Source organism: Bradyrhizobium sp. USDA 4474, assembly GCF_054057515.1.
Window position 1 is genome coordinate 4,406,922 of the sequence record NZ_JBSRZJ010000002.1, and the last position, 25,611, is coordinate 4,432,532.

Below are 25,611 nucleotides of genomic sequence, written 5' to 3' on the forward strand. Positions count from 1 at the left end.
ACAGGTTTCCCACACAATGACTTCGCGCTCCAAGAACGCTCTCGCAAAGAACGCCCTTCGTAAGCCCGCCGCCAAGAAGTCCCCCGTCACGAGATCCGTCGCCAAGGCAAAGCCCTCCGCGAAGCCTGCAAGCAAGACAGGCAAGCTTCCGGAGTGGAACCTCGCCGATCTCTATTCCGGGATCGATGCGCCGGAAGTGGCGCGCGATCTCGAAACGATGGCTGCCGATTGCGTCGCGTTCGAGACGGACTACAAGGGCAAGCTCGCAACAGGCACAGCAAACGAAGATGGCGGAAAATGGCTCGCGGAAGCCGTGCGACGCTTCGAGGCGATCGACGATCTCGCCGGCCGTCTCGGCTCATACGCCGGTCTCGTTCATGCCGGCGACAGCGTGGACCCTGCGATTTCAAAGTTTTACGGCGACGTTTCCGAGCGGCTGACCGCGGCGTCGACGCATTTGTTGTTTTTCGCGCTCGAGCTCAATCGCATCGATGACGATATTTTGAACCGTGCCATGCAGGCGCCGGAGCTTGCGCATTACCGTCCGTGGATCGAGGATCTGCGCAAGGAGAAGCCTTACCAGCTCGACGACAAGCTCGAGCAGCTGTTCCTGGAGAAGGCGCAGACCGGCTACTCCGCCTTCAACCGGCTGTTCGACCAGACAATCTCCGGCCTGCGCTTCAAGGTCGGCGGAAAAGAACTCGCGATCGAACCGACGCTCAATTTCCTGCAGGACCGTGACGGCGCCAAGCGCAAGGCGGCGGCGGAAGCACTGGCGAAAACCTTCAAGGCCAATGAGCGCACCTTTGCGCTGATCACCAACACGCTCGCCAAGGACAAGGATATCTCCGACAGCTGGCGCGGCTTCAAGGATGTCGCGGATTCCCGCCATCTGAACAACCGCGTCGAGCGCGAGGTGGTGGATGCGCTGGTCGCGTCGGTGCGCGCGGCCTATCCCAAACTGTCGCATCGTTATTACGCGCTGAAGGCGCGGTGGTTCGGCAAGAAACGGCTCGCCTATTGGGACCGCAACGCGCCACTGCCCTTCGCTGCGACTGACGTCATCGGCTGGCCCGATGCGCGCAACATGGTGCTGTCGGCCTATCGCGGCTTCTCGCCTGAAATGGCCGACATCGCCGAGCGTTTCTTCACAGATCGCTGGATCGATGCGCCCGTGCGCCCGGGCAAGGCCCCGGGGGCGTTCTCGCATCCGACCACGCCGTCAGCGCACCCCTATGTGCTCATGAACTACCAGGGTAAGCCGCGCGACGTGATGACGCTCGCGCATGAGCTCGGTCACGGCGTGCACCAGGTGCTGGCCGCGAAGAACGGTGCGCTGATGGCGCCGACGCCGCTGACACTGGCTGAGACCGCAAGCGTGTTCGGCGAGATGCTGACCTTCCGGCGGCTGCTGGCGCAGACCAAGAGCGCCAAGCAGCGCCAGGCGCTGCTCGCCGGCAAGGTCGAGGACATGATCAATACCGTGGTGCGACAAATCGCGTTCTATTCGTTCGAGCGTGCGGTCCACACCGAGCGCAAGAACGGCGAGCTCACGGCGACGCGACTCGGGGAGCTCTGGCTGTCGGTGCAGGGCGAAAGCCTGGGACCGGCGATCGAGATCAAGGCAGGTTACGAGAACTACTGGATGTACATCCCGCACTTCATCCACTCGCCGTTCTACGTCTACGCCTATGCCTTCGGCGACTGCCTCGTGAACTCGCTCTATGCCGTCTACGAGAAAGCGGCCGAGGGCTTCGCCGAGCGCTATCTCGACATGCTCGCCGCCGGCGGCACCAAGCATTATTCCGAGCTGCTGCGGCCGTTCGGCCTCGACGCCAAAGACCCCAAGTTCTGGGATGGCGGGCTCAGCGTCATCGCCGGCATGATCGATGAGCTGGAGGCGATGGGCTGAAGACCGCTTGTGCCCGAATTTACAGCAGGGCGGCGCCGGGTATCCGATGAACCGCGGTTCAGTAGCCGCAATTGGGCGCTTTGGATCCACGATAATCGGAATTCCAAATGAGCCTATTTGCTGGAAAACCGCGCCTCCGTGCCGTTGCCCTGCCCGAAGCTTTAAGGTATCCCAGCCGAGGAATTCGACTTTCGACTGGGGACATCCATGGCAGATCATAGCGAAGTTGCATACAGCACCGCCGACGGCAACGACTACGTTGCCCACGAGCAGACCTACGAGGGCTTCATCAAGCTGGTGAAGTATGGCACGGCGTCGGTCGCGCTGATCGTGATCCTGATGGCGATCTTCCTGACCTAAATCGACCTCGGCAGCTGCCCGCGGTTGCGGCGGCAGCTGCTCACAAAATCTGCAAACAAGCCGGTGGCAAAGCCGGTATGCAACGCTGCGGGAGTAACGCTACTTTTTTGCGCATGCGCGCTGTCCCGCGCCGCCGGAGGACCTATGAAGATCGCCGTTGCCAAGGAAATCGATCCGTCAGAGCCGCGGGTCGCGGCTTCGCCTGATACGGTGAAGAAGTTTAAGGCGTTGGGCGCCGAGATCGCCGTCGAGCCGGGCGCCGGCATCAAGTCGGGCCTCCCCGATTCCGAATTCACCGCGGTGGGCGCCACCGTCAGCGCCGATGCGCTGAAGGACGCCGACATCATCATCAAGGTGAAGCGTCCCGAGGCTTCCGAGCTGTCGCAGTACAAGCGCGGTGCACTGGTCATCGCCATCATGGATCCCTACGGCAACGAGGCCGCGCTGAAGGCGATGGCCGATGCCGGAATCTCCGCCTTCGCGATGGAATTGATGCCGCGCATCACGCGCGCGCAGGTGATGGACGTGCTGTCCTCGCAGGCGAACCTCGCCGGCTACCGCGCCGTGATCGAGGGCGCCGAAGCCTTCGGCCGCGCCTTCCCGATGATGATGACCGCCGCCGGCACGGTGCCCGCTGCGAAGGTGTTCGTGATGGGCGTCGGCGTCGCCGGCCTCCAGGCGATCGCGACCGCGCGCCGCCTCGGCGCCGTCGTCACTGCAACCGACGTGCGGCCGGCGACCAAGGAACAGGTGGAATCGCTCGGTGCGAAGTTCCTCGCCGTCGAGGACGAGGAGTTCAAGAACGCACAGACCGCCGGCGGCTACGCCAAGGAAATGTCCAAAGAGTATCAGGCCAAGCAGGCCGCGCTCACCGCCGAGCACATCAAGAAGCAGGACATCGTCATCACCACGGCGCTGATCCCGGGACGGCCCGCGCCGAAGCTCGTGTCGGGCGAGATGGTCAGGTCGATGAAGCCGGGCTCGGTGCTGGTCGATCTCGCCGTCGAGCGCGGCGGCAATGTCGAGGGCGCCAGGGCCGGCGAGGTCGTCGAGACGGATGGTATCAAGATCGTCGGCTATACCAACGTCGCCGGCCGCGTCGCAGCCTCGGCCTCCAGCCTCTATGCACGCAATCTGTTCTCCTTCATCGAGACCATGGTCGACAAGAAGGAGAAGAGGCTCGCCGTGAACTGGGACGACGAGCTCGTCAAGGCGACCGCGCTGACAAAGGACGGCGCCGTCATCCACCCGAACTTCCAGCCGAAGGTTTAAGGAGAGCTGTCATGGAACATGCTGCGCAGGTCGTCGACCCCTTCATCTTCCGGCTGTCGATTTTCGTCCTCGCCGTCTTCGTCGGTTATTTCGTGGTGTGGTCGGTGACCCCGGCGCTGCATACGCCGCTGATGAGCGTGACCAACGCGATCTCGTCGGTGATCGTGGTCGGCGCGCTGCTCGCGGTCGGCGTCGCAAGCGTCTCGAGCGGTTCGGGCTGGGCGCGCGGCTTCGGCTTCGTCGCGCTGATCTTCGCATGCGTGAACATCTTTGGCGGCTTCCTTGTCACCCAGCGCATGCTGGCGATGTACAAGAAGAAGTCGAAGTAAGCGGCCACCTCGGGCTGATGGGATCAATGGGGACCTGAGATGAGCGCTAACCTCTCTGCATTTTTGTATCTCGTGGCGGGGGTGCTGTTCATCCTGTCGCTGCGCGGACTTTCGAGCCCGGCTTCGTCGCGCCAGGGCAATCTGTTCGGCATGATCGGTATGGCGATCGCGGTCGCCACGACGCTGGCAAACCATCCGCCGGCGGATGGTGTGGCCTGGCTGCTCGTGATCGTCGCCATCGCGATCGGTGGCGGCATCGGTGCGGTGATCGCCCGCCGCGTGCCGATGACGTCGATGCCGGAACTGGTCGCCGCGTTCCACTCGCTGGTCGGCATGGCCGCGGTGCTGGTTGCCGCCGGTGCGTTCTACGCGCCTGAGGCCTTCGACATCGGGACTTCCGGCAACATCCATTCGCAAAGCCTGGTCGAAATGTCGCTCGGCGTCGCCATCGGCGCGCTGACCTTCACCGGCTCGGTGATCGCGTTCCTGAAGCTGTCCGCGCGCATGAGCGGCGCGCCGATCATTCTGCCCGCCCGTCACGTCGTCAACATCGCGATTGCCGTGGCGCTGGTGTTCTTCATCGTCCGCCTGGTCATCACTGGCGGCGCGCTCGACTTCTGGCTGATCGTCATCCTGGCGCTGGCGCTCGGTGTGCTGATGATCATCCCGATCGGCGGCGCCGACATGCCGGTCGTGATCTCGATGCTGAACTCCTACTCCGGCTGGGCTGCGGCCGGCATCGGTTTCACGCTGGGCAATTCGGCGCTGATCATCACCGGCGCGCTGGTCGGCTCCTCCGGCGCGATCCTGTCCTACATCATGTGCCACGCGATGAACCGGTCCTTCATCTCGGTCATCCTCGGCGGCTTCGGCGGCGAAACCGCGGCGGCCGCCGGCGGGACGGGTGAACAGAAGCCGGCCAAGCTCGGCTCGGCTGACGACGCAGCCTTCATCATGAAGAACGCTTCCAAGGTCATCATCGTGCCCGGCTACGGCATGGCGGTGGCGCAGGCCCAGCACGCGCTGCGCGAAATGGCCGACATGCTGAAGAAGGAAGGCGTCGAGGTGAAATACGCCATTCACCCGGTCGCAGGCCGCATGCCCGGCCACATGAACGTGCTGCTCGCCGAGGCCAATGTGCCCTACGACGAGGTGTTCGAGCTCGAGGACATCAACTCCGAATTCGCGCAAGCCGACATCGCCTTCGTGATCGGTGCCAACGACGTCACCAACCCCGCGGCCGAAGAGGACAAGACCTCCCCGATCTACGGCATGCCGGTGCTGCAGGTCTGGAAGGCTGGCACGGTGATGTTCATCAAGCGGTCATTGGCGTCCGGTTATGCCGGTATCGACAATCCGCTGTTCTATCGCGACAACACCATGATGCTGCTCGGCGACGCCAAGAAAGTCACCGAGAACATCGTCAAGGCGATGTAACGCCGGGGAGCCGGCGCAGCGATGACAGCCCTGAAATGGATCGCCATCATCGTTGTCGCCGGCTATCTCGCGGGTCTCATGCTGCTTTTCGTCAAGCAGCGCACAATGCTGTTTCCGATTCCGACTGCCGAGCGCACCGCGCCGGCTTCCGCGGGGTTTCCGGAAGCGGAGGAGCACGTTCTCACCACGTCCGACGACGCGAAGGTCATCGTCTGGCATGTGCCGCCAAAGCCCGGTCATGCCGTGGTGCTGTTCTTCCACGGCAATGGCGATTTTCTCGCGGGGCGCGTGAGCCGCTTCAGGGGTATCACGGCCGACGGCACCGGCCTCGTCGCGCTATCCTACCGCGGCTATGCAGGCTCGACCGGCGCGCCGAGCGAGCAGGGCCTGTTGCAGGACGCCGCAGCCGCCTACGCCTTCGCAACGCAACGCTACAGTGCGGCGCGTGTCGTAGCCTGGGGATTCTCGCTCGGGACCGGTGTTGCGGTCGCCATCGCCTCCGGGCATCCGGTCGGGAAATTGATTCTGGAGGCGCCTTACACGTCGACGGTCGACGTTGCGGCCTCGCTCTTTCGTTTCGTTCCGATTCGCCTGCTGATGCGCGACCAGTTCCACTCCGACGTACGGATCGGGGGCGTCACTGTGCCGCTGTTGATCATGCACGGCACGAACGATCAGGCGATTCCCATCACGTTCGGCGAGCGGCTATTTGAGCTCGCACACGAGCCGAAGAAGCTGGTGAGGTTTCCCGGCGGCGGACACGAAAATCTCGATGATTTCGGAGCGTTGGAGACCGCGCGGCAATTCATCGACGGTTCCTGAGTGCTGACGTGCGCGATCTTCTCGCGCATAATCGCTCTGCCCAACGAAGGAATCGCCTGCATGAGTGCACACGGACCGATGCCGCGGTCGTCCTGGATCTTCCCCGCTTTGGCGGTGCTGCTGTTCCTGATCGTCACCGTGACCGGCTACGGCTTCACCCTGTCCGCCGGCGGCGGCCTGTTCGCGATCGTTCTGCTGGTCATCCTGTTCGGCACCGTGTTCGCGGCCGTGCATCATTCCGAGGTGATCGCGGAACGGATCGGCGAGCCCTTCGGCACGCTGCTGCTCACGCTCGCGGTGACCATCATCGAGGTCGCGCTGATCACCACGATCATGCTCGGCGACAAGCCGGCGCCGGAGCTTGCGCGCGACACCGTGTTCGCGGTGGTGATGATCGTCTGCAACGGCCTCGTCGGCCTTTGCGTCTTCATCGGCGGGCTGCGCTACCGCGAGCAGGGTTTTCAGCTCTCCGGCGCCAACGTCTATCTCAGCGTGCTGATTGCGCTCGCGACGCTGACGCTGATCATGCCCAACTACACGCTGACGACGCCGGGGCCGATCTACTCGACACTTCAACTCGGCTTCGTCGACCTCGTGACCATCGTGCTCTACGGCGTGTTCCTCTACACCCAGACCGTCCTGCACAAGGACTATTTCGTCCATGAGGGGGCGGAGGGCGAGAGCGGGAAGGCCCACCTGTCGGGCACGATGCTGGCACTCAGCATCGCGCTGCTCCTGATCTCGCTCCTGGCCGTCGTGCTGCTCGCCAAGAAGTTCTCGCTCGTGGTGGACGCCGTCGCCGACCGAATCGGCGCCCCGCCGGCCTTTGCAGGCCTCCTGGTCGCGCTCCTGATCCTGATGCCGGAAGGCGTCTCGGCGATCACCGCGGCCCGCAAGAACGATCTTCAGAAAAGCATCAACCTCGCGCTCGGGTCCTCGCTGGCCACCATCGGCCTCACCATCCCGGCAGTCGGGCTCGCCACCTACGTGATCGACCAGCCGCTGGTGCTGGGGCTTAATCCCCAGAACACGGCGCTGCTGTTCCTGACATTCTTGCTGAGCATGCTGACCTTCGGCACGGGCAGGACCAATGTCCTGTTCGGACTGGTACACATGGTGGTATTTGCTGTCTACGCGTTCATGGTATTCGTGCCCTGAACCGATTCCGCGAAAGACACTCCGGATGCTTGCCGCCAGGTCCGAGATTCAGGTCGACAATGACGAGGTCCGGGTGACGGAATGGCGGCTCGCCCCGGGCAGTGCCACCGGGCATCACACCCATGGGATGGACTACGTGATCGTTCCCGTCACACCGGGCGAAATGACCATCGTCGCTCCGGGCGGGGAGCGTTCCAAGGCGCGGCTCGCGGCGGGAAAATCCTATTTCCGCAAGGCCGGCGTCCAACATGACGTACTTAACGAAACCTCAACCGAGATCGTGTTCCTTGAGATTGAGTTGAAGGCGTAAGACACGCGTCACCTTTGCCATCGATCCGTCGCAGTTGATCCCTTACAATGCCCCAAAGTTCCCGCATCAGGTCGCGGGGAGTGGCCGAGAAATGCTGAAATACCTCGCTAAAATTTCGATGGATATTTTCCCCTCGGTGCTCGCGACGATCATCGGGGCCTACATCGTTAACCACTACATCAACGCGAGGCCGGCAGCGGATGCACCGGCCGCCGTGTTGGCGCCTGCCGAAGCCGCCAAGAACGGCAAGCCGGCCGATGTCGCCAACCTGCCGGCCCCCGGCGTCAAGGCCAAGGGCGTTTCCGAGAAGGGCGTCTCCGAGAAGAGCGTCTCCGAGAAGGGCGTTTCCGAGAAGAGCGTTTCCGAGAAGAGCGTTTCCGAGAAGGGCGCGCCTGTCGAAACCAAGGCTGCCGAGACCGGCGCCGGCGAGGCCAATTCGCACGGCCACGCCCCAGCGCATGAGAAGGCAGTTGCCAAATCGTCCCCGGCGTCCCCGGCAGCGCCCGGCGCTGCGCCCGTGGTTGAGGCCAATTCGTCGCCGGCTGCTCCGGCTGTGGGCCCCGACGCCAACGACCTGGCGCGGGCCGCCATCGAGCGCCTGCGCAAGTCCCCTGAGGGCAAGGCAGCTGAGAAGGCTGCCGAGGCCAAATCTGCCGAAATCAAGCCTGTCGAGGCCAAACCGGTTGAGAGGGCGCCCGAGCCTTCGGTGCAGGAAGCCTCCCGCGTGCCCGAGGCTCCCCGTGTCGTAACAACGGTGCCGTCGACGGTGCGCCCATTGCCGCCGCCGATCAATGTGTCGACGCCGTCCCCGGAAGCCTATGGCAATGGCGGCGCGTCGCAGGCGTATCCCCCCTACACGGCCTCCGTCGGCAATGATGATCCGAATCGGCTGACACCGCCGGCCGATATTCCGGTGCCGGTGATCGCACCGCCGCTCGACCTGCGCGCTGATGCGGGCGCAACCATGCCTGCGCCACGGCCCAAAACCAATGTCGCCGACGAGATGCTGTCAGGCATGAAGTCGATGTTCCACGCAGTTCTGCCGAAGAGCGCCGCTCCCGACTAAATCGGCGCCTCCGCCCTCCCAAAGCGTTTTCGCGCGACGCGGCCCCCGTTCGCGTTCAGAAAATCCGTCAGCCAAGGCTGAGAGAGACCGTTAGCCGCCGACGCGGGCCAGGCCGCTGCGGGCGGCGTCATCGCGTGGGCGCAACGCGACGGCCTTGTTGTAGGATGCCGCGGCCTTGGCCTTGTCGCCCAGCCGTTCATAGGCCTGGCCCCGAATCGTCCAGATCTGGGCGTTGTGCGGATCGGCTTCGGAGGCCTCGTCGAGGTCGGCCGCCGCCTCCTTGACCTTGCCGATGGCGAGATAGCTGACGGCGCGGCCGAGCAGCGGTTCGGCCTTCTGCGGATTGAGCCCGCTGGCTGCGCCGAAATCGGCGATCGCGAAGTCGTGCTCGTTATTGGCCTGGTAGAGCAGCGCGCGGCCGTAGAGCGCCTGCGCGTTGTAGGGATCGAGTGCGACGGCGCGATTGAACTCGTCCAGCGCGGCCTGCGTCTCGCCCGACTTGGCCAAGCCTTGCGCTTTTGCCGTGTGGGTCTGGGCCTCGGCGACGTTGCCCGGACTGACCGCGCTGCTATCCGGGGTCGCCGCCGCATGGGGCGCTTCCTGCGGCTTGTCCTTCTCCGGCATCAGCGATCCGAGATCGAAGGAGCAGCCGCACAGTGCGATCCCCAGCAAGGTCAGCGCGAGCGGTTGGCGCCAGATTTGGCGTAGCCGCGCCAAGCCGGGCTCGGGGAAAGGGGAGGCCATCTACGGTTCGCTCGCGCTGGTGCCGCATCTGTAGTGCCCCGTCCCAGAAAAGGCACTGCTTTACAAACTAATGACGCGGGCCTGGGCCCGCGTCATTGAAAACTCAGTCCTTCACACTATCGGCAAGATCAGCGCGGTCCGCGCGGGCCTGCACCTGCGCCGGGGCCGCCGCGGCCGCCACGATCACCACCGGGGCCAGTGCCGAAGACCGGCTTCGGCTTCATCGGCAGCAGGCCTTCGCGCTGCAGCTTCTTGCGGGCCAGCTTGCGCGCGCGGCGCACGGCTTCGGCCTTTTCGCGGGCCTTCTTCTCGGAGGGCTTCTCGTAGTGACCGCGGAGCTTCATCTCGCGGAAAATGCCCTCGCGCTGCATCTTCTTCTTCAGCGCCTTGAGGGCTTGGTCGACATTGTTATCGCGAACGAGAACCTGCACGCGGCATCCTCTTCAGTGGATCGGATTTGAATTCTGGTAAGTCAAAGGGGATGGCAAAAAGCGCAAGCCCTTAACCTTGAGGGCGCGGATGTATCAGACAAAACCTGGGATGTCCACCTGCCAAGCGGCATTTCGGGCCAAGTTCAGCCACTAAATGCGGCGAAAATGCTCCCGTGCGGCCCCGATTGGGGAGAATCGGCGGCAAGAACGGCAGCTGCGGACATTGTTCCAGCGTCTTTGAAATCAGGGGAGACATCTCATGGACATGAAGAAATACGCGGCCGAGGCCATCGGCACGTTCTGGCTCACATTTGCAGGCTGTGGCAGCGCCGTGATCGCGTCCGGCTTTCCGCAGGTCGGCATCGGCCTGGTCGGCGTGTCGCTGGCCTTCGGCTTGAGCGTTGTCACCATGGCCTACGCTATCGGCCATATCTCGGGCTGCCACCTCAACCCGGCCGTCACGGTTGGCCTCGCCGCGGGCGGTCGCTTTCCGGCAGGCCAGATCCTGCCGTACGTGATCGCGCAGGTCTGCGGCGCGATCGTCGCGGCAGAACTGCTCTACGTGATCGCCAGCGGTGCGCCCGGCTTCGACCTCGCCAAGGGCTTTGCGTCCAACGGCTATGCTGCGCATTCGCCCGGCCAGTACAGCTTGGTGGCCTGCTTCGTCACCGAGGTGGTGATGACCATGATGTTCCTGTTCGTCATCATGGGGGCGGACCCACGGCCGTGCGCCGGCGGGTTTTGCCCCGCTCGCGATCGGGCTCGCGCTGGTCATGATCCATCTCGTCTCCATCCCCGTCACCAACACTTCGGTGAACCCGGCACGTAGCACGGGTCCTGCGCTGTTCGTCGGCGGCTGGGCGCTGTCGCAGCTTTGGCTGTTCTGGGTCGCACCGTTGATCGGCGGCGCGCTGGGCGGGGTGATCTATCGCTGGCTCAGTGAGGAGCCCGCCGGTGTCGTCGCCGGCGTGAAGACGGCGTAGCGCGTTTTCGAGCGAAGTGGATGCCGGTACGCGCAAAAAAAACGCGTCAAAACAACACCAAAAATGGGATCGCAGCTCTGCTGCGGTCCGCTCACTTGCGGTTTGAAGGCCTGACCTCGGTGACGTGGCCCATCTTGCGGCCGGGGCGCGGGGCGCCCTTGCCGTAAATGTGCACGGTCGCGCCAGGCACGCCCAGCCACTTCTCGTAATCGTTGATCTCGTCGCCGATCAAGTTGGTCATGGTGACGACCTCACCGTGCCGCACCGGCTTGCCGAGCGGCCAGCCGGCGATGGCGCGGATGTGCTGCTCGAACTGCGAGACCGATGCGCCGTCGAGCGTCCAGTGGCCGGAATTGTGCACGCGCGGGGCGATCTCGTTCACCAGCACCCTCGGCCCGGAACCGTTGCCGAGCACGAACATCTCCACGGCGAGCACGCCGACATAGTCGAGCGCGGTCGCGATCTTGCCGGCGATGCTGCGCGCCTCTTCGGCCAGCGCATCCGGAATCAGCGCAGGCGCGCGGGAAATCTTCAGAATGTGGTCGCGGTGCTCGTTCTCGGTGACGTCGAAGCACTCGACCTGGCCTGTGGCCGAGCGCGCGGCAATCACCGAAATCTCGCGCTCGTAAGGGATGAAGGCTTCCAGGATAGCCGATTTGGTGGCGAGACTGGTCCAGACCTTGGCGATGTCATCGCCCTCGCGGATGATGGCCTGGCCTTTGCCGTCATAGCCGAAGCGGCGGGTCTTCAGCACGGCGGGCAGGCCGATCTTCGCGATCGCCTCGCGCAACGACGCGACCGAGGTGACGTCGGCGTAGGCAGCGGTGCCGATGCCGAGCCGCGTCACGAAATCCTTTTCGGCCAGACGGTCCTGCGTCGTCTCGAGGATCTTGCGGTTGGGCAGCACGGGGCGGCGCGCGTCCAGCACCATGGCGGCCGCAGCCGGTACGTTCTCGAATTCATAGGTGATGACGTCGACGTCGTGAGCGAACAGCTCGAGTGCCTCGACGTCGGCATATTCGGCGCAGGTTGCGTTCAGCACGACGTCGAAGGCCGGCGAATCAGGATCGGGCGAGAACACCTGGCAGCGCAGGCCGAGGCGTGCCGCGGCCATGGCCAGCATGCGACCGAGTTGTCCCCCGCCAAGGATTCCGATGGTGTCGCCGGGGTTCAGCTTCACCTGCTTTGCGTCAGTCACGCCTTGTCCTCCGGGCGCTCGGCGATCGCCTCGGTCTGCGCCTTGCGCCAGGCGGCGAGGCGATCGGACAGGGCCGGATCGGACAGTGCCAGCACGGATGCCGCGAGCAGCGCCGCGTTGATCGCGCCGGCCTTGCCGATCGCGAGCGTGCCGACCGGAATGCCGGCGGGCATTTGGACGATCGAATAGAGCGAATCGACACCCTTGAGCGTCCTGGACTCCACGGGAACGCCGAACACCGGCAGTTCCGTCAGCGCCGCGGTCATGCCCGGCAGATGCGCGGCGCCCCCGGCGCCGGCGATGATGACCTTGAAACCTGCGGCCTTGGCGCCTTTGGCAAAGCCGAACAGCCGGTCGGGGGTGCGGTGTGCCGAAACGATGCGATTGTCGGAGGCGACGCCAAGCGCGGCGAGCGTGTCGGCGGCGTGCCGCATCGTCTCCCAGTCCGACTGGCTTCCCATGATGATGGCGATCGGCGCGGTCATGACGTCAATTATGCTCGGAAAACAGAAAGATAGGCCAGATTAACGGTTCCGGCCGGCGGCTCGCAAGGCGGTGGCAAGGAGAAGGGAATGCACTATCCTGACTTGGTGAATCCCCGCAAGCCTTCATTGAGCAGGAAGCCCATGAAGAAACCAAAAAGGGCGACCGCTGCGAAGGCCAAAAAGGGCCGGAAAACCGGCGGGACCCGAACCAAAACTGCTCCCAAGCGGGCCAGGCCCTCCGCGCCGTCTCGCGCGGCCACAGCCGGCGCGGACATCAGCAAGGCGACCATCCGCGGCCTGCGGATCAAGCTGACGCAGGCGCTGCGCCGCGTCGCCGAACTCGAAGCTGCGGCCGACACCGACTTCCTGCTCGATATTCCCAACCGGCGCGGCTTTGAGCGCGAGCTCCAACGCGCCGTCGCCTACATGAGGCGCTACCGCGCCAGCGGCGCGCTGATCGTGCTCGACGTCGACCGGCTGAAGCCGATCAACGATTCCTTCGGCCATGCCGCCGGCGACGAGGTGCTGAAGGCGATCGCCACGACGCTGAACCCGGCAGATCCGCGCCTCCGACGTGGTCGGCCGCCTGGGTGGCGACGAGTTTGCCCTGCTGTTGTGGAATCTCGGCGAGGCCGATGCGAAGGCGAAGGCTGTTATCCTCGAACAGGCGATCGACGATTTGTCATTCACCTTTCGTGGCCAGCAGGTGATGGCCGGCGCTTCTGCCGGTGTCGCGCTGCTCGGTGCGCAGTCCGATGCCACCCGCGCGCTGGAGGAGGCCGATGCCGCCATGTATGTGCGCAAGGCGCACCGGCGTCACGAGCCGCGGATCAGGCTCGTCAACAGCTAAATTAAAGGGTCGCGAGATCTTCCGGCACGTTGCCGAATTTGCGCAGCAGCGTGGCGTCACCGAATTCACCGGTCATCGGATCGCCGCTGCGACTGAACGCGACCGCGCCGATATGGCCGGGACCGTGCGCCAGAGCCTCTGCGCGCCGTAAGGCGGCCGTCGGGCTCTGGCATTCCTCGGCGGCGCCCGCGACAGGCGATCCGTCGGCATCAATCAGGAACGGCATTGCAACGTAGTAGGTCACATCAGACATGGCGTTGCTCCAATGGTGCGCCTCGAGGTTCAGGCCGCGCTGCTTCTGCTACGCGAGGATTCCGGAATGCAGCCGGCCGAAATCGCTGCCTGCAATTCCTCCAGTTCGGCTTCCAGATATTCGTTGGCCATGATCAGCGCCTTGATGGTGCTGCGCAGATTGCCGTCGCACATCGCGATCGCCTGATCACAGGCTTGTTCATAGTGGCCGTTGTCGAGAGGGGCGGGGACTGGCATCTGCGGTGTCCTTGCGGGTTGTCCTTGGGTGTTTCCGGCATATTGGGGCCGGGACAAATGTTCTTATTTTGTTCTTTTTGAGTCAAGCGGATTCGACTCCGCACTTCCGCAGCCGCTGTGGATCAGGCGATGATGTCCGGCGTGATCTGGTCTTCGATGAAGGCGATACGGTCGCGCAACAACAGCTTGCGCTTCTTCAACCGCTGTAACCGCAACAGGTCGGGGGCGGGCGATTGATGCAGTGCATCGATCGCCGCATCGAGATCTCGGTGTTCCTGCTGCAACCGGGTGAGCTCGGTTTCGAGCTCACGCTCGTCTTCATGGGTCATGTCTGCGGTGGCCGAAAACCGATAGGCTTGAGATCAAGGCTGTGGATGCCCTGTGGAAATTATCGTCCTTGCGCGGCGTGATCGCAAGCGATCTGCACCTCCACGCACCGCTCCATCTCAAGATATTTCAACGATTCGGAAGCAGTGTCGCGCGAGCACATTGATATCATGGATTTTTCGTCTCGTGGTTCCTTACTCACGGTTCGTTACATATGAATTTTCAAAAATGACGGCGCGACGACGGATACCCATCGACAGAACGAATCGGTGATGTAGAGTCCCTCGTCCGGATCGAATCCAAGGTTCACCCCTACCGAGGAGGTTTCGAATGACAATTCAGGCACATCTGGTTGAATTGGAACGGAAGCATAAAATTCTCGAGAACGAATTGCACGAGGCTCTCGTGCACCTTTCAACAGACGACCTGCAAATTGTTGAGTTGAAGCGCCGGAAGTTGCTGGTCAAGGACCAGATCGAACGTCTGAAGAACACTGGCGATACGCTTCACTAGTAACCCCTGTAACAGTGTAGAGCTTAATCGCATCCTTTCACGCAGGGATCAGCGCGTTTGTGCTCATCCCTGCGGCAGGATGCGCGCGCTGCGCGATGATCGTCGCGCAGCTTGTTTGTTTGGACGCGTTTTCGTGACGCGACCCGGTCCGCGCTTCGCTCGAAAATGCTCCCTAGATGTCCGTCAGCCTAGATGTCCGTCAGCTCGGCGACGTGGTCCGCGATCGCGAGCGACGACGTCAGTCCCGGCGATTCGATGCCGAACAGATTGACCAGGCCTGCGACGCCGTGGTCGCGCGGACCCTGCATCAGGAAATCCTGCGTAGCGACCGCCGGCGGCACGATCTTCGGGCGGATGCCCGAATAGCTCGGCATCAGCGCGCCATCGGGAAGCGTCGGCCAATATTTGCGGATTGCCGGATAGAAGCGCTCGGCGCGCGACGGATCGACTTCATAGTCGATCGTCTCGATCCATTCGACGTCGGGGCCGAAGCGCGCCTGTCCTGCCATGTCCAGCGTCAGATGTACGCCAAGCCCGCCGGGCTCGGGCACCGGATAGATCAGATGCGAGAACGGTGCGCGCGCATTGCAGCTGAAGTAATTTCCTTTGGCGAGATAAGCAGGCGGAATCCGATCGACCGGCATGCCGTCGATGTGGCGCGCCACTGATGTCGCCGAGAGCCCGGCGGCGTTGACGAGCAGGCCGCATTGCAACGTCATCGGCGCTTCGCCGCCGGCTTCGATCTCGATCATTCCGGCCTCCGCCTTGGCGCGGATCAGCGGCGTGTGAAACGCAAAGGCCGCGCCTGCTTCCTCGGCCTCGCCGCGCAGCGAGAGCATGTAGGAATGGCTGTCGATGATTCCGGTCGATGGCGAGAGCAGTGCGGCATCGCAGGCCAGCGCCGGCTCCAGCGCGCGCGCCGCCTCGCCCGATAGCAGCTGCAAGTCGAGGACGCCGTTGGCCTCGGCATGGGCCTTGATCGACTGCAGCTTCTCGGTTTCCTTGGCATTGGTCGCGACGATCAGCTTGCCGCAATTCTTGTGCGGGATACCGCGCTCGCCGCAGTAGCGATAGAGCGCTTGCTTGCCGGCGACGCACATGCGGGCCATCCAGCTTCCGGCACGGTAGTAGATCCCGGCATGGATCACCTCGCTGTTGCGTGAAGAGGTGATGGTGCCGATGGCCTCGGCTTCTTCGAGCACGATCACCTCGCGCCCGGCCTGGGCCAGCTTCCGGGCCACCGCGAGCCCGATCACGCCGGCTCCGATGACGACGCACTCGACCCTATCCATGGTGATGCAGAAGTCCTGCTGAGGGTGCCGACGACGTCGGATTGCCTGGGAAACGCGCCGGGCGGGCATTTTCCGTTAAGAAAGCATTTATCATGTCAGGGCAATTGCCGTATTTCGCGTCACATTTTTCTGTTGGGCGTACAGGCGTTTACCCGATCCAAACCGCTGAAGCCAGACAATCCGCAGTTGAAATCGCGGGTGGCTGATGGCTGAGAAGAACTGGCAGGAAGGCAGCATGCTTCCGATTGCTGTGCAGGCCGTCGTGTGCCTGACCAGCGCGGTGGCGCCTTCGCGTGCCCTCGCGGACAGTTTCGCGGCGCCGAGCCATTTTGGCGATCTCGACCCCAATCTGATCTGGGAAGCCCTCATCGGCGGCATTGTCATCTGCGCGTTCCTGGTCGCGATCGCGCTCTGGATCCATTCGGCGCTGCGCCGAAGCAGGCGTTCGCAGTTGCGGCGCAACGCCTTCGTGTCCTCCGCCATGAACAATCTCAATCAGGGCGTGGTGATGACGGATGCGCAGCGGCGCATCATCTTCTGCAATGACCGCTATCTCGACATCTACGGTCTGACGCGCTCGGACCTGTGGACCGGCATGACCGGCTACGACATTCTCGAGCTCAGGCGCAAGCGCGGCGTCCTTGGCATCTCCGACGAGGACTTCTACGAGAAGGCGGCAAGCCCCAACGGCCTCATCACCGAACTGCCTGACGGCCGCGCCATCCTGGTCAAATATTTCATCCTGCCCAATGGCGGATCGGTGGCGACCCATCTCGATGTCAGCGAGCAACGCAAGCTGTCGCGGCAGCTCGCCTCGACCAAGCAATTCCTCGAGACGGTGCTGGACAACGTGCCGGCCTGCGTGGCCGCGAAGAACATCGAGGACGGTCGCTACATCTTTGCCAACAGGGCCTATGAGCGGTTCTGGGGCTTTTCGCGCGACCACGTCGTCGGCAAGAACGCGCGCGAGCTGTTCGGTCCAAAATCGGCCGAGAGCATCGAGGCGACCGACCGCGCTGCCCTGCTGGCCCCCGAGGGACAATATCGCAACGAGTTCGAGGTCGAGGTCGAACGCGACCATGCCCCGCGCAAGGTGGCCTCGATCCGGATCGTGGTCCGCAACGAGAGCAACAAGCCGGAATTCCTGCTGCTGGTGTTCGAGGACATCACCGATCGGCAATCGCTGTCGATGGAGCTGGAGAGCACCAAGAAGTTCCTCGAGCTCGTGGTCGACAACATTCCGGTCGCGCTGATCGTCGAGCAGGTCAGGGATGGCCGCTACCTGCTCGCCAACCGCAGCGCCGAGACGATCCTCAATCGCAGGCGCGAGGAAGCCACGGGCCTGACTGCTTCCGACATCTTCAATGCCAAGGAAGCCAAGCTGATCATCGCGCGCGACGAGGCCGCGATCAAGAAGCGCGGGATGATTACCGAGGAGCATCCGATCTCCACCAAAGACGGCCTGCGCCTGTTCCTGACCCGGCGTGCCACGGTGCTCAACGATTCCGGCGAGCCGCAATACCTGATCAAAACCCACGAAGACGTCACCAACCGCAGGCAGACCGAATCGCGCATGGCGCACATGGCCTACCATGACGGTCTCACCGACCTGCCGAACCGCGCCGCCTTCCTTCAGGCCTTGACCCAGATGATCGAGGCCTGCGAGGGGACCGACGAGGAATTCGCCGTCCTTTGCGTCGATCTCGACGGCCTCAAGGAAGTCAACGACGTGTTCGGCCATGCGCTTGGCGACAAGCTGCTGGTCGAGGTGGCCCAGCGGCTCCAGGATGCGGCACGCGGCGGCCTGGTCGCGCGTCTGTCCGGCGACGAATTTGGTTTGATCATCGACGGCAAGCAGCCTGACGCGGGCCTCGCATTGGCGCAGCAGCTTGGCCAGGCGCTCGCGCCGGAGTTCCACATTGACGGCCGCGCGGTGCGTGCCGGCATCACGTCCGGCATGTCGGTGTTTCCGCACAATGGCCCCGACGGTGCCTCGCTGCTCGCCAATGCCGGCGCCGCACTTTTCCGCGCCAAGCAGAAATCGCGCGGCACGATCAGCCTCTACCAGCCCGAGATGGACCAGCAGATCCGCGACCGCCGCGTGCTGCACCAGGACCTGTCGATGGCGATCAAGAACGGCGAGCTGTCGCTGGCCTTCCAGCCGCAAGGCATCGCGCGCAACAGCATCGTCGAAAGCGAGATCATCGGCTTCGAGGCGTTGGCGCGCTGGCAGCATCCGGTACGCGGCCAGGTCTCGCCCGCCGAATTCATCCCCATCGCGGAGGAAAGCGGCCTGATCGTCGAGATGGGCGAATGGATCCTGCGCGAGGCCTGCCGCGAGGCGGCGTCGTGGCCGAAGCCGCTTCAGGTTGCGGTCAACCTGTCGCCGGCGCAGTTCATGCACGGCGACGTGGTCGGGCTCGTCCATTCGATCCTGATCGAGACGGGCCTTGCGCCCGGCCGGCTCGAGCTCGAGATCACCGAGGGCGTGCTGATCGAGGATTTCGATCGCGGCCTCGCGCTTCTGCGCCGCCTGAAGGCGCTTGGGGTGCGCATCTCGATGGACGATTTCGGCAGCGGCTATTCCTCGCTGAGCTATCTCCAGGCGTTCCCGTTCGACAAGATCAAGATCGATCGCGCCTTCATCATCAATCTCGGCCGCAATCCGCAGTCGGCCGCGATCGTCCGGGCCGTGATCGATCTCGGCCACGGCCTCGAAATGTCGATCATCGCCGAAGGCGTCGAGACCATCGACCAGCTCGCCTTCCTGGCCAGGGAAGGTTGCGACGGCGTGCAGGGCTATCTGCTCGGGAAGCCGCTGCCGATCGGGAAATATGCCGATCTCGTCGGCCGCGGCGAGGCTATGGAGCTTGCGCTCAAGACCGGCTAGTGGTGTGCGGGCGCACACTCGCTCCCTCTCCACGGTTTCATGGCGGATTACGATCTTGCGATCATCGGCGGCGGCCTGAACGGTGTCAGCCTCGCGCGCGATGCCGCCGGCCGCGGCCTGCGGGTGATCCTGATCGAGCAGGGCGATCTCGGCAGCGCGGCCTCGTCGGCGACACCGCGACTGATCCATGGCGATCTATCGGTGCTGGAGCGGCGCGGCTTCTGGCGGGTGCGCCGGGCACTGGTCGAGCGCCGGACGTGGCTGCGGATCGCGCCGCATCTGGTGCGGCCGATGAATTTTGTGATCCCCGCCCATTCCGACGAGCGACCGCCATGGCTGCTGCGGGCTGGACTCTATGTTTATGACACGCTGACGAACCGTGGTGGGCTGCCACGATCGACCACCCTCGACATCACGCATCATCCGGTCGGCAACGCGCTCAGGCGTCCGTTCGGCATGGCCTTCGAGTATGCCGACTGCGTCGTTGACGATTCCCGCCTGGTGGTGCTCACGGCACTGGATGCGGCCGAACGCGGCGCTGCGATCCTGACCGGTGCGCGCTGCGTGCGTGCGGACAGGACCGACATCTGGCGGCTCGTTTTGGTCGACCGCGGCCATCGCCGGGCGGTCACGGCGCGTGCGCTGGCCAATGCCACCGGCGGGTGGACGTCGATGGTCGCCGAAACCGTGCTGCGGCAGCCGCAACCGCCCATGGCCGCCATGCAGATGAGCCAGATCGTCGTGCCAAAACTCTTTGAATCCGACAATGTCTATGTGTTCCAGAATAATGACGGACGCCTGATCTTTGCCAGCCCGTTCGAGCGCGATTTCACGCTGCTCGGCACGGTCACGCGCGATTTCACCGGCGATCCCGCAATCGTCGCGATGCCGGGCGCGGACGTCAGCTATCTCTGCGATGCCGCGAGCCGCTATTTCCGCGCGCGCGTCGCTCCCACCGACGTCGTGCGCGCGGTCTCCGGCGTCAATTTGATGCCCGCGGCCGCGCGGCGACGTGACGGCACGACGCTGTTCCACGCGCGCCGGCGCAAGGCACCCCTGCTGACGATGTTCGGCGGCGATGTCACGACCTCGCGCTTGCGCGCGGAGCGGGCGGTGACGCGTTTGACGCCGTTCTATCCGATGTCGCGGCCCTGGACTTCGGGCGCGGCCTTGCCTGGCGGAGATTTCGCCTGGGATCGTTTCGAGACCGAGATCGACCTCGCGCGCCACCGCTGGCGCTTTCTGGATGAGCCGCAAGCCCGCCGCCTGGTTGCGGCCTATGGCTCACGCTTGGCTGATGTGCTCGGCGAGGCGAAGACCCGTGACGAGCTTGGCCCCGCCTTCGGTCCCGACCTGACCGGCGCCGAGGTGGGCTATCTCATGAGGCGCGAATGGGCGCGCTTCCCCGAGGACATCCTGTGGCGCCGCTCCAAGCTCGGCCTGACCATGCCCGCGGCGGGCCGTGACGCGCTGGCTGCGTTCATGACGAACCAGCCTCGAACCGGTTGAGCAAAGGCCGATCCGCCGCTAGCGTGCGGCGGCATTGGGGTTGGCAGGGACCATGACTGACGAATTGCCGAGAATGGATGCCGCGGCCCGTGCGGCTGGAGACGCACATCCGGCGGCGGGCGAGCCGCTGCTGCGCATCGACGGCGTGGCCAAGACGTTCGGGACGTTCCGTGCGGTCGACGGCGTATCGCTCGATATCAAGGCCGGGGAGTTCTTTGCGCTTTTGGGTCCGAGCGGATGCGGCAAGACCACGTTGCTGCGCATGCTTGCCGGCTTCGAGGCGCCGGACGAGGGGCGGATTCTGCTCGGCGGCAAGGATATCGCGCAGGCACTGCCGCATGAGCGCCCGATCAACATGATGTTTCAGAATTACGCGCTGTTCCCGCATCTTTCGGTCCGCGACAACATCGCCTTTGGTCTCAAGCGCGGCGGCATGGCGCGTGGCGATATCGCGGCGCGCGTCGCTGAGATGGTCGCGCTGGTGAAGCTCGAGGGGCTGGAGAAGCGCAAGCCCGACCAGCTCTCCGGCGGGCAACGACAGCGCGTCGCTCTGGCCCGAGCGCTGGCGCGCCGGCCACAATTGCTGCTGCTCGACGAGCCGCTCGCGGCGCTGGACAAGAAGCTGCGCGAGAGCACCCAAGGCGAGCTGATGGAGCTGCAGCGGCGGCTCGGCATGACCTTCATCATCGTCACCCACGACCAGGAAGAGGCGATGACGATGGCCAGCCGGATCGGCGTGATGAAATCAGGCAAGCTCGCCCAGGTCGCGCCCCCGCGCGAACTTTACGAGGCGCCGCGCTCGCGCTGGATCGCGCAGTTCGTCGGTGACATCAATCTGTTCGACGCCGAGACCAATTTGCGCGACGGTCACCGTCTCGTCGTCGGCACACACGATGCGGGCACGCTGGTGGTGGCCGAGCCGCGCCAGCCGGTCGGCGAGGTGAAATTCTCGGTCGCGATCCGCCCCGAGAAGGTCAAGCTGTCGCGCCGTGGCCCCGCGAGCGAGGCCGGTCGTGAAACTGCGATCAACGCCCTCGACGGCGTGATCGCCGATGTCTGTTATCTCGGCGGCACCACCATCTACAAGGTGAAGCTCGATACCGGCGGAATGCTGCAGGCGTCGGTCGCCAACACTGCGCGTCTCGATGTCGATGCCTATAGCCTGCATCAGCGCGTCGTCGCCTGGTTCACGCCCGACGATTGCGTGGTGCTGCCGTCATGAGCGCGCGCCGGATTTTCGCGAGACCGGCGCGCTTCGCCGCCATCGCGCCCTATGTCTGGATGGTGCTGTTCTTCCTGGTGCCGTTCGGCTTCGTGCTGAAGATCAGCCTGTCGCAGACGGTGATCGCGCAGCCGCCTTACGAGCCGGTGTTCGACCTGACGGCGGGTTGGACGGCGATCCGGGCAGCCTTTGCCGCGTTGTCGATCGACAATTTCAAGCTGATCGTTTCCGACGACCTCTATGTGTTCGCCTATCTGCGCAGTTTGACCGTTGCCATCACCGCGACCGGACTGTTGCTGTTGATTGGCTACCCCATCGCCTATGGCATGGCGCGGCTGCCGAAGCGCTGGCAGGCCGTGGCGATGGTGCTGGTGATCGTGCCGTTCTGGACGTCGTTCCTGATCCGCATCTATGCCTGGATCAACATCCTCCAGCATGACGGCCTGCTCAATCGGATCCTGCTGGGGCTGCACCTGGTCGGCGAGCCGGTCGTCTGGCTGTCCACCGACACTGCGATGTATATCGGCATCGTCTATTCCTATTTGCCGTTCATGATCCTGCCGCTCTACGCCACGCTTTCCAAGATGGAGCCGGTGCTGGAGGAGGCGGCCGGCGATCTCGGCGCGCCGCCCTGGCAGGTGTTCTGGCTGGTGACTTTCCCGCTGTCGCTGCCGGGTGTCGGCGCTGGCGTTCTTCTTTGCTTCATCCCTGTTGTCGGCGAGTTTGTGATTCCGGATCTTCTCGCCGGCTCCAATTCGCTGATGATCGGCCAGACGCTGTGGCTGGAGTTCTTCACCAACAAGGATTGGCCGGTCGCCTCAGCTGCGGCGATCGTGCTGCTCCTCGTGCTGCTCTTGCCGCTGCTGCTCTACGAGCGGCTGCAGCGCCGGCAGTTGGAGGAGCGGTGAGATGCGCAAGTCCTCACGTCTGTCCCGCTTCAACATCGCGTCGCTGGCGCTGGGCCTCGCCTTCCTCTATTTGCCGATCCTCATCCTCGTGATCTATTCCTTCAACGCCTCGCGGCTGGTGACGGTGTGGGGCGGCTGGTCGCTGCGCTGGTATCACGAATTCTTTGCCGATCGCGCCATGATCGAGGCAGCCTGGATGAGCCTGCGCGTGGCGGTCGCGTCCGCAACCGTCGCCACGCTGATCGGTACGCTGGCCGCGGTCGCGCTTTCGCGTGGCGAGCGCTTTCGCGGCCGCACCTTGTTCTCCGGGATGCTCTATGCGCCGCTGGTGATGCCGGAGGTGATCACGGGCTTGTCGCTGCTGCTGCTGTTCGTGGCGCTGAACGCGGAGCGCGGCTTCTGGACGGTGACGATTGCCCATACCACGCTGACGATGTGCTTCGTCGCCGTCGTCGTACAGTCGCGCCTCGGCTCGCTCGACCGGTCGCTGGAGGAGGCGGCAATGGACCTCGGTTGCGACCCTGCCCATGCCTTCCTGTCCGTGACGCTGCCGCTGATCACCCCGGCGATCGTCGCCGGATGGATGCTCGCCTTCACGCTCTCGCTCGACGATCTCGTGATCGCGAGCTTCACCACGGGCCCGGGCACGGCGACCCTGCCGATCCGGATCTATTCCGAGGTGCGCCTCGGTGTGAAGCCTGAGATCAACGCGATCTGCACGCTCGTGATCGCCCTGATCGCAGTCGTGATCGTCATGGCTTCGCTGGCTTCGAAACTGTCGAGCTCGCAGGGCGAAAGCGCGGCACCTCTCTAGATGGGAATAGTTCGAGATGTTCGCCTATCAGATACTGGTCCATACACCGCCCTGGGTCTGGATACTGCTCGCTTACCTGGTTTGGCAGGGCATCAAGTCGATGCGGCCGCGCAAGGCGCCGATCTGGCGTGCGCTGATCGTACCGGTCGTTTTCATCGCCTTAGGCGTTTCGAGGATCGGTTTCGGACATCAGGACAGCCAATGGCCGCTTGTCGCCTGGATCGTGGCGGCGCTGATGCTGCTGCCGCCCGGCATGCTGACGCCGCGGCCCTTCGATGTCGATCACAAGACAGGAGAGATCATCCGCCCAGGCAGCGCATTCGCCCTGATTCGCAATCTCGTCGTGTTCACCCTGCAGTATACGGTGAGCGTGATCTCCGCCATCGACGCAGGCGATCGAGCGCTCGCAATCATCGTCGGCCGCGCCATTTCGGGCGCGACCGCCGGCTATTTCTTCGGCTCGATGATCGCGCTGCTGATTGCGTATCGCAGGAAGCGCGTTGAAGATTTTTAGGACTTCACCGCACCCGCCGTGAGCCCGCCCACCATGTAGCGGCGGAAGGCGTAATAGACCGCGGCCGGCGGCAGCGCATAGATGAAGCCTGTGGTCATCAGCAGCTCCCACGGCGAATCGTCGGCGGCGAGGAAGTTGCCGAGTGCGACGGGAAGCGTGATGTCCTGGTCGTTCGACAGCAGCAGGAACGCATAGAGATATTCGTTCCAGGCGAGCAGCACCGCATAGGTGCCGATCGCGACCAGCGAGGGCATCATCAGCGGCAAATAAACCAGACGGAAGATCTGCAGCGTCGTGGCGCCGTCCATCACCGCGGCCTCGTCGAGCTCGACCGGCAGCTTGTCGGAGGCCTGCTTCAGCACCCAGATCGCGTAAGGGCTGGCGATCGTCACCATCGCCAGGATCAGCGACCAGCGATTGTTGAGCAGGCCGTAATTGCCCATGGTGCGGTACATCGGCACGGCGAGGAACGCCGCCGGAATGAAGTAGGTGAAGAGCGCGAGATTCAACACCATGCGTCCGCCCGGCACCTTCAGCCGCGAGATCGAGAACGCCGCGGCCGTCGCGACGACCAGCGTCATCACGCCGACCGCGGCGGCGATCACCAGCGAATTCCAGAACTGTACGTAGAAGTCGCGCAGGAAGTAATGCTGCTGCTTGAACACGATCTCGAAATTGTGGAGGGTCGGATGATCCGGCCACAGCTTGCCCGAGAACGCGTCTTCCTTCGGGGAAATCGCGAACAGGAACATGTGATAGATCGGAATCATCGTCCACAGGAAGACGGGAATTCCGATCAACAGCAATCGCGCTTCGGTCGCGACGTCGCGCCAGGAAAACTCGCTTACGCCAGGAAGCTTCATCGCGACAACCGTTTCATCATGAAGTACACGAGCGGCAGGACGAACGGCATCGCGCAGACGATGGAGGCCATCGCGAGCGAGAGCTGGTCGAGCCGCAGATAGCGAATGCCGAGCGTCGACAGCACGTGCGTGAGGTCGGCGGGGCCGCCGCCGGTGAGCAGATAGACGCTGTTGAAATCGCCGAGCGTCCAGATCATCGAGAGCAGCGTGCAGGTGACGTAGAGCGTCTGCATCGACGGCCAGGTAATGAAGCGGAATTTCTGCCACCAGTTGGCGCCGTCGACTTCGGCGGCCTCGAACAGGTCCTGCGCGATCGCAAGGCGGCCGGTGATCAGGATGAGCGTCCAGAACGGCAGCGACTTCCAGATGTGCACGGCGATCGCCATGGTCAGCGCCACCGTCGGGTCGTTCAGCCAGTTCGGGCCGTCATCGCCGGTGAAAGAGAAGATGAGGTGGTTGATCACGCCCCATTCGGGGTTGAGCATGAAGCGCACCGACAGGATGGTCGGGATCGACGGCACCGCCCAGGGCAGGATGAAGATCACGGAGAGCCATTTGATCCAGGTGCGCTGCTGCGCGAAGAAGCCGGACAGGAACAGCGCGATCAGCATCTTGATGTTGATGCCGATGACCAGGAAGATCAGCGTGTTGACCGCGGCGCGCGCGAAGATCGGGTCGTTGTAGAGCGCGACGTAGTTCGACGGAGACCGCGCCAGCCACAGCCCGTAGCAGACGGGATAAACCACGAAGGCGAGGAAAACGAGCAGATAGGGCACGAGCAGGACGATGCCCCAGACCTGCGCCGTGGTCAGCCGCGCCGACAGGGGTGGAGCGGGGATCGCCTGATCGCCAGAGAGCGTAATCGCCATTCTTCGGGACTCTTTGAAAGGACTTCCGGCCGCACGAGGCGGCC

General features: G+C 63.9%; 26 protein-coding genes and 2 pseudogenes. 18 read left to right on the top strand and 10 right to left on the bottom strand.

Translation table 11 applies throughout. The features are described from left to right. The first annotated feature begins 16 nt into the window (after positions 1-16). From ACVW16_RS22695 to ACVW16_RS22735, 9 genes are all read left to right on the top strand, one after another. Entirely contained in the window at positions 17-1,912 is a 1,896-nt protein-coding gene (locus tag ACVW16_RS22695; protein WP_456736221.1) for a M3 family oligoendopeptidase, read from the top strand. A 207-nt stretch (positions 1,913-2,119) separates the two neighbouring features. Beyond that, positions 2,120-2,272 (top strand): aa3-type cytochrome c oxidase subunit IV, encoded by a 153-nt coding sequence (locus tag ACVW16_RS22700; RefSeq protein ID WP_018317799.1) that lies wholly within the window; start codon positions 2,120-2,122, stop codon positions 2,270-2,272. Between the two features lie 144 nt (positions 2,273-2,416). Further along, positions 2,417-3,544 (top strand): Re/Si-specific NAD(P)(+) transhydrogenase subunit alpha, encoded by a 1,128-nt coding sequence (locus ACVW16_RS22705; protein ID WP_456736220.1) that lies wholly within the window; start codon positions 2,417-2,419, stop codon positions 3,542-3,544. A gap of 11 nt (positions 3,545-3,555) precedes the next feature. Beyond that, a complete protein-coding gene (locus ACVW16_RS22710) occupies positions 3,556-3,873 on the top strand; it encodes a proton-translocating transhydrogenase family protein (protein WP_456701336.1) in 318 nt (105 codons plus the stop codon). 39 nt (positions 3,874-3,912) lie between these two features. After that, positions 3,913-5,310 carry an NAD(P)(+) transhydrogenase (Re/Si-specific) subunit beta gene (locus tag ACVW16_RS22715; protein ID WP_456701337.1) on the top strand — a complete coding sequence of 466 codons (1,398 nt, stop codon included), beginning with the start codon at positions 3,913-3,915 and terminating at the stop codon, positions 5,308-5,310. Between the two features lie 21 nt (positions 5,311-5,331). Then, on the top strand, positions 5,332-6,132 hold the full coding sequence (locus ACVW16_RS22720) for an alpha/beta hydrolase (RefSeq protein ID WP_456736219.1): 801 nt from the start codon (positions 5,332-5,334) through the stop codon (positions 6,130-6,132). A gap of 60 nt (positions 6,133-6,192) precedes the next feature. Next, positions 6,193-7,290 (top strand): calcium:proton antiporter, encoded by a 1,098-nt coding sequence (locus tag ACVW16_RS22725; RefSeq protein WP_456701339.1) that lies wholly within the window; start codon positions 6,193-6,195, stop codon positions 7,288-7,290. 25 nt (positions 7,291-7,315) lie between these two features. Continuing rightward, positions 7,316-7,600, top strand: coding sequence for a cupin domain-containing protein (locus ACVW16_RS22730; RefSeq protein ID WP_456701340.1), 285 nt, complete (start codon positions 7,316-7,318; stop codon positions 7,598-7,600). A gap of 91 nt (positions 7,601-7,691) precedes the next feature. Further along, complete coding sequence (locus tag ACVW16_RS22735) at positions 7,692-8,666, top strand: hypothetical protein (protein ID WP_456736218.1); 975 nt, start codon at positions 7,692-7,694, stop codon at positions 8,664-8,666. 90 nt (positions 8,667-8,756) lie between these two features. Here the strand turns inward: ACVW16_RS22735 and ACVW16_RS22740 are convergent, their stop codons facing one another. Together ACVW16_RS22740 and rpsU are read right to left on the bottom strand one after the other, a co-directional pair. Then, complete coding sequence (locus tag ACVW16_RS22740) at positions 8,757-9,410, bottom strand: tetratricopeptide repeat protein (RefSeq protein ID WP_456701342.1); 654 nt, start codon at positions 9,408-9,410, stop codon at positions 8,757-8,759. 128 nt (positions 9,411-9,538) lie between these two features. Continuing rightward, positions 9,539-9,841, bottom strand: coding sequence for a 30S ribosomal protein S21 (gene rpsU / locus ACVW16_RS22745; RefSeq protein WP_456736217.1), 303 nt, complete (start codon positions 9,839-9,841; stop codon positions 9,539-9,541). A 259-nt stretch (positions 9,842-10,100) separates the two neighbouring features. Here rpsU and aqpZ point away from each other — a divergent pair. Next, positions 10,101-10,824: pseudogene (gene aqpZ / locus ACVW16_RS22750) on the top strand (aquaporin Z). Between the two features lie 91 nt (positions 10,825-10,915). Here the strand turns inward: aqpZ and ACVW16_RS22755 are convergent. Together ACVW16_RS22755 and purE are read right to left on the bottom strand one after the other, a co-directional pair. After that, positions 10,916-12,022 (bottom strand): 5-(carboxyamino)imidazole ribonucleotide synthase, encoded by a 1,107-nt coding sequence (locus ACVW16_RS22755; protein ID WP_456701344.1) that lies wholly within the window; start codon positions 12,020-12,022, stop codon positions 10,916-10,918. Next, positions 12,019-12,507 (bottom strand): 5-(carboxyamino)imidazole ribonucleotide mutase, encoded by a 489-nt coding sequence (gene purE / locus ACVW16_RS22760; protein WP_456701345.1) that lies wholly within the window; start codon positions 12,505-12,507, stop codon positions 12,019-12,021. Before purE ends, ACVW16_RS22755 begins: the two co-directional genes overlap by 4 nt. A gap of 141 nt (positions 12,508-12,648) precedes the next feature. Here purE and ACVW16_RS22765 point away from each other — a divergent pair. Beyond that, positions 12,649-13,357 (top strand): annotated as a pseudogene (locus ACVW16_RS22765) (GGDEF domain-containing protein). Position 13,358: 1 nt separating this feature from the next. On the opposite strand, the gene ACVW16_RS22770 reads toward ACVW16_RS22765, so the two are convergent. The 3 genes from ACVW16_RS22770 to ACVW16_RS22780 form a co-directional block, all read right to left on the bottom strand. Continuing rightward, positions 13,359-13,610 (bottom strand): hypothetical protein, encoded by a 252-nt coding sequence (locus tag ACVW16_RS22770; protein ID WP_092227206.1) that lies wholly within the window; start codon positions 13,608-13,610, stop codon positions 13,359-13,361. Between the two features lie 29 nt (positions 13,611-13,639). Beyond that, the gene (locus tag ACVW16_RS22775; protein ID WP_456701347.1) at positions 13,640-13,846 is read right to left on the bottom strand and encodes a hypothetical protein; all 207 of its coding nucleotides are present in this window, start codon (positions 13,844-13,846) and stop codon (positions 13,640-13,642) included. A gap of 122 nt (positions 13,847-13,968) precedes the next feature. Beyond that, entirely contained in the window at positions 13,969-14,175 is a 207-nt protein-coding gene (locus ACVW16_RS22780; RefSeq protein ID WP_092227208.1) for a YdcH family protein, read from the bottom strand. Positions 14,176-14,503: 328 nt separating this feature from the next. On the opposite strand from ACVW16_RS22780, the gene ACVW16_RS22785 reads away from it, so the two are divergent. Then, a complete protein-coding gene (locus ACVW16_RS22785) occupies positions 14,504-14,686 on the top strand; it encodes a YdcH family protein (protein ID WP_092227209.1) in 183 nt (60 codons plus the stop codon). Positions 14,687-14,874: 188 nt separating this feature from the next. Here the strand turns inward: ACVW16_RS22785 and ACVW16_RS22790 are convergent, their stop codons facing one another. Then, positions 14,875-15,978 carry an NAD(P)/FAD-dependent oxidoreductase gene (locus tag ACVW16_RS22790; protein WP_456701348.1) on the bottom strand — a complete coding sequence of 368 codons (1,104 nt, stop codon included), beginning with the start codon at positions 15,976-15,978 and terminating at the stop codon, positions 14,875-14,877. A gap of 205 nt (positions 15,979-16,183) precedes the next feature. Between ACVW16_RS22790 and ACVW16_RS22795 the strand changes: the two genes are divergently transcribed. From ACVW16_RS22795 to ACVW16_RS22820, 6 genes are read left to right on the top strand one after another with little or no spacing between them, the layout of a single operon-like run. Then, on the top strand, positions 16,184-18,868 hold the full coding sequence (locus ACVW16_RS22795; RefSeq protein ID WP_456736214.1) for a sensor domain-containing protein: 2,685 nt from the start codon (positions 16,184-16,186) through the stop codon (positions 18,866-18,868). Positions 18,869-18,907: 39 nt separating this feature from the next. Continuing rightward, complete coding sequence (locus ACVW16_RS22800; RefSeq protein ID WP_456736213.1) at positions 18,908-20,377, top strand: glycerol-3-phosphate dehydrogenase; 1,470 nt, start codon at positions 18,908-18,910, stop codon at positions 20,375-20,377. A gap of 52 nt (positions 20,378-20,429) precedes the next feature. Further along, entirely contained in the window at positions 20,430-21,599 is a 1,170-nt protein-coding gene (locus ACVW16_RS22805) for an ABC transporter ATP-binding protein (RefSeq protein WP_456701351.1), read from the top strand. Next, positions 21,596-22,507: an ABC transporter permease gene (locus tag ACVW16_RS22810; protein WP_456701352.1), complete on the top strand. Its 912-nt coding sequence runs from the start codon at positions 21,596-21,598 to the stop codon at positions 22,505-22,507. Before ACVW16_RS22805 ends, ACVW16_RS22810 begins: the two co-directional genes overlap by 4 nt. 1 nt (position 22,508) lies before the next feature. Continuing rightward, a complete protein-coding gene (locus tag ACVW16_RS22815; protein WP_456736212.1) occupies positions 22,509-23,321 on the top strand; it encodes an ABC transporter permease in 813 nt (270 codons plus the stop codon). Positions 23,322-23,337: 16 nt separating this feature from the next. Beyond that, positions 23,338-23,835, top strand: a complete 498-nt coding sequence (locus ACVW16_RS22820) for a DUF6622 family protein (RefSeq protein ID WP_456736211.1) — start codon at positions 23,338-23,340, stop codon at positions 23,833-23,835. Here the strand turns inward: ACVW16_RS22820 and ACVW16_RS22825 are convergent. Together ACVW16_RS22825 and ACVW16_RS22830 are read right to left on the bottom strand one after the other, a co-directional pair. Next, complete coding sequence (locus ACVW16_RS22825) at positions 23,832-24,698, bottom strand: carbohydrate ABC transporter permease (RefSeq protein ID WP_456701355.1); 867 nt, start codon at positions 24,696-24,698, stop codon at positions 23,832-23,834. The two genes, ACVW16_RS22820 and ACVW16_RS22825, sit on opposite strands and share 4 nt — an antisense overlap. Continuing rightward, entirely contained in the window at positions 24,695-25,567 is an 873-nt protein-coding gene (locus ACVW16_RS22830; protein ID WP_456701356.1) for a carbohydrate ABC transporter permease, read from the bottom strand. The genes ACVW16_RS22825 and ACVW16_RS22830 overlap by 4 nt, the downstream gene beginning before the upstream one ends. Positions 25,568-25,611: the final 44 nt, after the last annotated feature.